The 6,163-nt window shown below is 71.9% G+C and carries 8 protein-coding genes; 5 read left to right on the forward strand and 3 right to left on the reverse strand.

The window, feature by feature from the left end:
• Window positions 1–243 (forward strand): response regulator transcription factor (locus tag ACWDX9_RS58165; protein WP_449971948.1); only part of this gene is annotated, 243 nt, incomplete at its 5' end.
• Window positions 244–295: 52 nt separating this feature from the next.
• Here ACWDX9_RS58165 and ACWDX9_RS58170 read toward each other — a convergent pair.
• Window positions 296–1,159, reverse strand: coding sequence for a DUF2268 domain-containing protein (locus tag ACWDX9_RS58170; RefSeq protein ID WP_449971950.1), 864 nt, complete (start codon window positions 1,157–1,159; stop codon window positions 296–298).
• Between the two features lie 39 nt (window positions 1,160–1,198).
• Window positions 1,199–1,975 carry a hypothetical protein gene (locus ACWDX9_RS58175; RefSeq protein ID WP_364241321.1) on the reverse strand — a complete coding sequence of 259 codons (777 nt, stop codon included), beginning with the start codon at window positions 1,973–1,975 and terminating at the stop codon, window positions 1,199–1,201.
• Between the two features lie 55 nt (window positions 1,976–2,030).
• On the opposite strand from ACWDX9_RS58175, the gene ACWDX9_RS58180 reads away from it, so the two are divergent.
• The 4 genes from ACWDX9_RS58180 (at window position 2,031) to ACWDX9_RS58195 (ending at window position 5,759) form a co-directional block, all read left to right on the forward strand.
• Entirely contained in the window at window positions 2,031–3,032 is a 1,002-nt protein-coding gene (locus ACWDX9_RS58180) for an AAA family ATPase (protein ID WP_355198869.1), read from the forward strand.
• Window positions 3,033–3,039: 7 nt separating this feature from the next.
• The gene (locus tag ACWDX9_RS58185) at window positions 3,040–3,972 is read left to right on the forward strand and encodes a DUF58 domain-containing protein (RefSeq protein WP_449971953.1); all 933 of its coding nucleotides are present in this window, start codon (window positions 3,040–3,042) and stop codon (window positions 3,970–3,972) included.
• Window positions 3,969–4,916 carry a VWA domain-containing protein gene (locus tag ACWDX9_RS58190; RefSeq protein ID WP_350734295.1) on the forward strand — a complete coding sequence of 316 codons (948 nt, stop codon included), beginning with the start codon at window positions 3,969–3,971 and terminating at the stop codon, window positions 4,914–4,916. The genes ACWDX9_RS58185 and ACWDX9_RS58190 overlap by 4 nt, the downstream gene beginning before the upstream one ends.
• Window positions 4,917–4,994: 78 nt before the next feature.
• Complete coding sequence (locus tag ACWDX9_RS58195; RefSeq protein ID WP_350734297.1) at window positions 4,995–5,759, forward strand: sulfite exporter TauE/SafE family protein; 765 nt, start codon at window positions 4,995–4,997, stop codon at window positions 5,757–5,759.
• Between the two features lie 15 nt (window positions 5,760–5,774).
• On the opposite strand, the gene ACWDX9_RS58200 is transcribed toward ACWDX9_RS58195, so the two are convergent.
• Window positions 5,775–6,056, reverse strand: a complete 282-nt coding sequence (locus ACWDX9_RS58200) for a hypothetical protein (protein ID WP_449971955.1) — start codon at window positions 6,054–6,056, stop codon at window positions 5,775–5,777.
• Window positions 6,057–6,163 lie beyond the last annotated feature (107 nt).

The raw sequence follows: 6,163 nt of genomic DNA on the forward strand, positions 1-6,163 counted from the left end.
CCCCGGGCCCGGGGACCGGGCCCGGGGCGGGTGGCCGGGATCGACCGGCTGACCGGCCGTGAGGGCGATGTGCTGCGGCTGATGACCAAGGGGCTGTCCAACCACGAGATCGCCGCCGAGCTGGTCGTCAGCCAGGAGACGGTCAAGACGCACGTGGGGAACGTGCTGGCCAAGCTGGGCGCCCGGGACCGGACCCAGGCCGTGATCGCCGCGTACGAGTCGGGCTTCGTCTCACCGCGCTGAGTCGGCATCCCCCGAGGGGCCCCGTGGGGTCCTTCGGGGGCGGGCGACGAGTTCAGGGGTGGATGGCGGCGCGGCGCAGGAGCTCGGCCGCGGGCAGCACGGTCGCCTCCGTGGCCGTGAGGCCGGTGGCGGCCAGGGCCCGGTCGACCAGGTGCAGTCCCACCGCGTACCCCGCCATGTCGGCGATGCCGCGCGGTTCCTGCCCGAACATGCGTGCCACGCTGTCCCCCACCACGTACTTCGACGTGTGCTGCATCCCGGCCAGCGAGAAGTCCGCCATGATCAGCTCGTACGCCCGCTCGTACGCCTCCCCGCTCACCATGGACGACCACGGCCCCATGGCCCCGGCCCCCGACAGCTCCCGTACGAACGCCTCGGCCAGCCCCTCGGCCACCACGTGCTCGCCCACGGTCACGGTCATCGGGTTCCACTCGACGTTGGTGTAACGGACGTTGTGGTGGAACTCGTGCACCGCCAGATGCCCGATCCGGCCGATCACCTCGTCCGACGGCCAGGCCAGCAGGTAGAGCCAGCCGGGCGAGCCGCCCATGCCGTAGTAGCCGCCGCCCACCTTCATCAGATGCCTGTTGTCCGGATTGCCCAACATGAGCATGACCTGCACCGACTCCCGCTGCTTGGCGTCACGCAGCCGCTCGGAGGCGCGCTCCAGCTCCCGCCGCACCTGCCCGAGCACGTCGGCGTCGATCATGCGCTGGACGGCGGGCAGGTAGCGCGGGTCGTCGGCGTCGACGCGGAAGCCGCCGCCCTGGTGGTGGATGTCGATGATGTCGCCGGGCATCGGGATCTCCGAGCGCGTCGGCTCCAGGATGTCCCGCAGCGTGCCGGGCCGCCGTTCGAGCGGCTCGCGCAGCAGGGCGGCCATCGGCGTGAGGGTGTCGTGAACGATGAATTCCATGCCGCGGAAGCTAAAGCCTCCTGTTACGTCAGGCTCAAACTAATGGAACAGCGGGGACTCCTCACCCATCTCGTCGCCCGGTGTCTGACCGGGCGTGACCTGCCCGCTCTCCGACGGGGAGGGCGACGTCGACGGCGAGGGCCGCGGCTCGGGGCTGGCCGGCGTCGGCGGCGGCGTCGGCACGAACACCGTCGGCGGCAGCTGCCGGGGCTGCGGCTCGCTGTCGCGCCGGCCCAGCAACAGCAGCAGCAGGATCGCCGTCACCAGCATCAGCAGCAACACCAGCGCCAGCGCGGCCATCAGGACCCGCTTGCGGGTCTCGGTGAGCGGCCTGCGCTGCCGCGTCGGCCCGGGCAGCGCCGGCGCGCGGTCGGTCAGCCAGTACGGCACGAAGTCGGGCCCGTGCGCCTCGCCGATGAACGTCCCGCCCACCATGACGGGATCGAGGAAACGCTCGGCCCCGGGCCGGCCGGGCACGTACGGGACCGCCACCCAGGGCGCGTGCCCGCCGTCGAAGGCGAGCACGTCGGGCGTGTCGTCCAGCACCGCGCTCCGCGACCGCCCGGAACGTCCGAGCCAGCCGCGGAATCCGGACCGTTCGCCCCTGGCCTCCCTGACCGCGGTCACGAACCGGTCACGGGCGGCGGCGTCGAGCGCGGCCCCTCGGGTGAGCACGGCGACGGACACCGCGCGCCCGTCGGGTGCCTGGCCGAGGTACACGAAGCCGGCCGGGGCAGTGTGCAGGCGGGCCTGGACCACGTAGGGTCCCAGCCGGGGTGGATCGCCGTACTGCAGGGGACTTGCCACGTTTGCCATGAAAGCACAGACGTGGCGTCGTGCACGTTTGCGGCGCGTTTGGTGGAATGGCGTCATGAGCGTCGCCGAAGAGTTGCCAGGCGGAAACGACGCGGCACTGCTGCGTCAAAGTCTCGACGAGGTCCGGCGTGTCATCGTCGGCCAGGACCACATGGTCGAAAGACTCATCGTGGCCCTGCTGGCCCGCGGGCACTGCCTGCTCGAAGGAGTCCCAGGCGTCGCCAAGACCCTCGCCGCCTCCACCCTGGCCACTGTCGTGGGCGGCACGTTCGCCCGGATCCAGTTCACCCCCGACCTCGTGCCGAGCGACATCATCGGCACCCGGGTCTTCCACCCCTCCAACGAGAAGTTCGATGTCGAGCTCGGCCCCGTGTTCGTCAACTTCCTGCTGGCCGACGAGATCAACCGCGCCCCCGCCAAGGTCCAGTCCGCGCTGCTGGAGGTGATGGCCGAGCGGCAGGTCACCCTCGCCGGCGTCACCCACCCGCTGCCCAGGCCGTTCATCGTGCTCGCCACCCAGAACCCGATCGAGTCCGAGGGCGTCTATCCGCTGCCGGAGGTGCAGCGCGACCGGTTCCTGTTCCGGGTACGGGTGCCGCACCCCAGCGCGCACGAGGAGCTGGAGATCCTCCACCGGATGAGCGTCAAGCCGCCGGTCCCCGAGCGGGTGCTCGACCCCGACAAGCTGCTGGCCCTGCAGGAGGCGGCCGAGCAGGTCTCGGTGCACCAGCTCGTCGCCGACTACGTGGTGCGGCTGGTCATGTCCACCCGCAGCCCCGCCGACTACGGCCTGCCGGACCTCATCGACACCATCGAGATCGGCGTCAGCCCCCGCGCCACGCTGGGCCTGGTCTCGGCCGGGCGGGCGCTGGCCCTGCTGCGCGGCCGCGACTACATGCTGCCCGACGACGTACGCGACGTGGCGGTGGACGTGATGTCGCACCGGCTCATGCTCACCTTCGACGCCCTGGCCGACGGCGTCGACCCGGAGCAGGTCGTCAAACAGATCCTGCAGGCCGTGCCCCCGCCCCTCGTCGTCTGGAACCAGAACCGGTGAGCGGCCTGTGAACACGGCCGAACAGGCGCTCAGGCGGCTGGAGCTGACGGTCACCCGGCGGCTGGACGGGCTGCTGCACGGCGCCCACCAGGGGCTGCTGCCGGGGCCGGGCAGCGAGGCCGGCGACAGCCGCGTGTACGTGCCCGGCGAGGACGACGTGCGCCGCATGGACTGGGCGGTCACCGCGCGCACGACCGTCCCGCACGTACGCGACCTGATCGCCGACCGCGAGCTGGAGACCTGGGCGCTGGCCGACCTGTCGCCCAGCATGGACTTCGGCACCGCCGACACCGACAAACGCGACCTGGTCGTGGCGGCGGTCGGCGCGATCGGGTTCCTGTCGAGCAGGCTGGGCGACAGGTTCGGCGCGCTGGTGCTGCACGACGAGTACGTGCACCGCATGCCCGCCCGCACCGGCCGCCCGGCCCTCTACGGGCTGCTGCACTCGCTCATGGACGCCCCGCGCGGCCGGATCGTGCCCGACGCCCCCGATCTGGCCGAGGGCATCGACGTGCTGTCGGCCAGCCGCAGGCGGCGCGGCGTGCGGCTGATCGTCTCCGACTTCCTCGACGCCCGCCCCAGCCTCGACCCCGATGCCGAACGCCCCTGGGAGCGCCCCATCAGGCGGCTGGCCGCCCGTCACCAGGTGCTGGCGGTCGAGGTCATCGACCCGCGCGAGCTGGAGCTGCCCGACGTGGGGCGGGTCGCGTTCACCGACCCCGAGAGCGGGAAAGTACGCGAAGTGCATCTTTCACCCAAGGTTCGGCAAGCGTACGCGGAGGCGGCCGCCCTGCAGCGCGAGGGCACCCGCGTGGCGCTGCGCCGCGCCGGCATCGCGCACCTCGTGCTGCGTACCGACCGGGACTGGGTGTTCGACATCGCGCAGTTCGTCCTCCGCCAGCGCCACATGAGCCATCTCGCCCACAGGAGACCTACGTGACTTTCTTGGCCCCCGGCTGGCTTTGGCTGTTCCTGCTGGTGGGGCTGCTGGTGGCCGGGTACATCGTGTCGATGTTCGCCCGGCGCCGCTACACCGTGCGCTTCACGAACCTGGCCCTGCTCGACCTCGTCGCCCCCGCCGGCCCCGGCTGGCGCCGCCACGTCGGCCCCGCGCTGTTCCTCCTCATGATGGCGCTCCTGGTCGTCGGCGCCGCCAAACCCGCCGACCAGGTACGCGTGCCGCGCGACCGCGCCACCATCATGATCGCGCTGGACGTGTCGCTGTCCATGGACGCCGACGACGTCCAGCCCGACCGGATCAACGCCGCCAAGGCCGCGGCCCAGGCGTTCGTCAGGGAGCTGCCGGACCGCTTCAACGTCGGCGTGGTGTCCTTCGCCCGCTCCGCCAACGTCGTCATCTCGCCCACCACCGACCACCAGGCCGTGGTCACCTCCATCGGCACCCTCACCACCCGCCCGGGCACGGCGATCGGCGAGGCCGTCTTCAACTCGCTCGACTCGCTGCGCTCGTTCGACCAGCAGGCCGCGACCGACCCGCCGCCGGCCGCGATCGTGCTGCTGTCCGACGGCGACAACACCTCGGGCAGGTCCGTGAACGAGGCCATCGACGCCGCCCAGCAGGCCCGCGTGCCGGTCTCCACGATCGCGTACGGCACCCAGGAGGGCACCGTCAACATCGACGGCCGCCCGGTGAACGTGCCGGTCAACAAGCAGACCCTGCAGTCGTTGTCCGACGGGACCAGCGGGCGGGCCTACACCGCCGAGTCCGGCAGCGAGCTGCGCGAGGTCTACGAGCAGATCGGCACCTCGCTCGGCTACAAGCTGGTCAACCAGGAGATCACCCAGTGGTTCATCGTGGCCGCGATCCTGGCCGGGCTGCTGGTGGCGGGCGCGGCGGTGCTGTTCGGCTCCCGGATCCCCTGACGTCACCCCTCCCTCAAGGCCACCTGCTGTGCGACTTGTACACTCTTGGGGTTTCTTGGGGGAAATCGGGGGAGTGGCGTGCCGCTGGAGCAGGTCCTGGTGTTGCTGGTCGCGGCGGCAGGGGCGGGGTGGGTCGACGCCGTCGTGGGCGGGGGCGGGCTGGTGCAGCTCCCCGCGATCTTGATGACGGGGCTGCCCACGGTCGAGGCGATGGCCACGAACAAGCTGTCGTCGATCTTCGGCACCACCTCGGCGGCCGTCGCGTACGCCCGCTCAACCAAGATCGACCGGCAGGTGGCGCTCCCCGGCGCCGGGCTGGCCGTGCTGAGCGCCGGGCTCGGGGCGTCGGCGGCGGCGGCGATCTCGGCCGAGGTGCTGCGGCCGGTCGTGATGGTGGTGCTGCTCGGGGTGGCCGCGTTCGTGACGCTGAGGCCCGCGCTTGGGGCCGTGCCGGTGCCGCACCTGCGGACCCGCGGCCGGGTGCTGGCCGCGGTGGCGGTGGCCGGGGTCGGGATCGCCTTCTACGACGGCATCATGGGGCCGGGCACGGGAACGTTCCTCATCATCGCCTTCACCACCATCCTCGGGCTGGACTTCGTCTCGGCCTCCGCGTCCGCCAAGATCATCAACGTGGGGACGAACCTCGGGGCGCTGGTGGTCTTCGGGCTCCAAGGGCACCTGAACTGGGGGCTCGGGCTCGGCATGGCCGTGTGCAACGTGGCCGGCGCCCAGCTCGGCGCGCGGATGGCGCTCAAGCGGGGCACCGGCTTCGTGCGGATCGTGCTGCTGTGCGTCGTGGTGGCCCTGGTGGCCAGGCTGGCGTGGCAGCAGTTCGGCGGCTGACGGCGCGCCGCGGGGTCAGGCCAGGAGGGAGCGGACGTACTCGCCGATCGGCTGGGTGGGGCGGCCGATGAGGTCGCGCAGCGTGCCGGGGGTGTGCGAGAGCCAGCCGCGGGCGATGTTGACGTCCACGTCCGCCATCATCTCCGCGAACGGCACCGGCAGGCCGGCGCCGGCCAGCACGCCCGCGTACTCGTCCTTCGGCAGGTCCTGGTAGACGACCTCCTTGCCGGTGACCGCGGCGATCTCGGCGGCCAGGTCGGCCCGGGTCCAGGTCGTGTCGCCGGACAGCTCGTACACCTTGCCGTCGTGGGCAGGCCACTGCCGGGAATCTTGCCTGCACTGGGGCCTCCGACGCGGCACCCATTACCTCGATCCCCTCCTGCTCCTGGGCCAGGCGACTATCC

This window comes from Nonomuraea sp. NPDC003201 (assembly GCF_053590415.1).

Coding starts and splice junctions, on each gene's coding strand:
- ACWDX9_RS58170 (WP_449971950.1), bottom strand. CDS start 1,159: ATGGAATTCATCGTTCACGACACCCTCACGCCGATGGCCGCCCTGCTG.
- ACWDX9_RS58175 (WP_364241321.1), bottom strand. CDS start 1,975: ATGGCAAACGTGGCAAGTCCCCTGCAGTACGGCGATCCACCCCGGCTG.
- ACWDX9_RS58180 (WP_355198869.1), top strand. CDS start 2,031: ATGAGCGTCGCCGAAGAGTTGCCAGGCGGAAACGACGCGGCACTGCTG.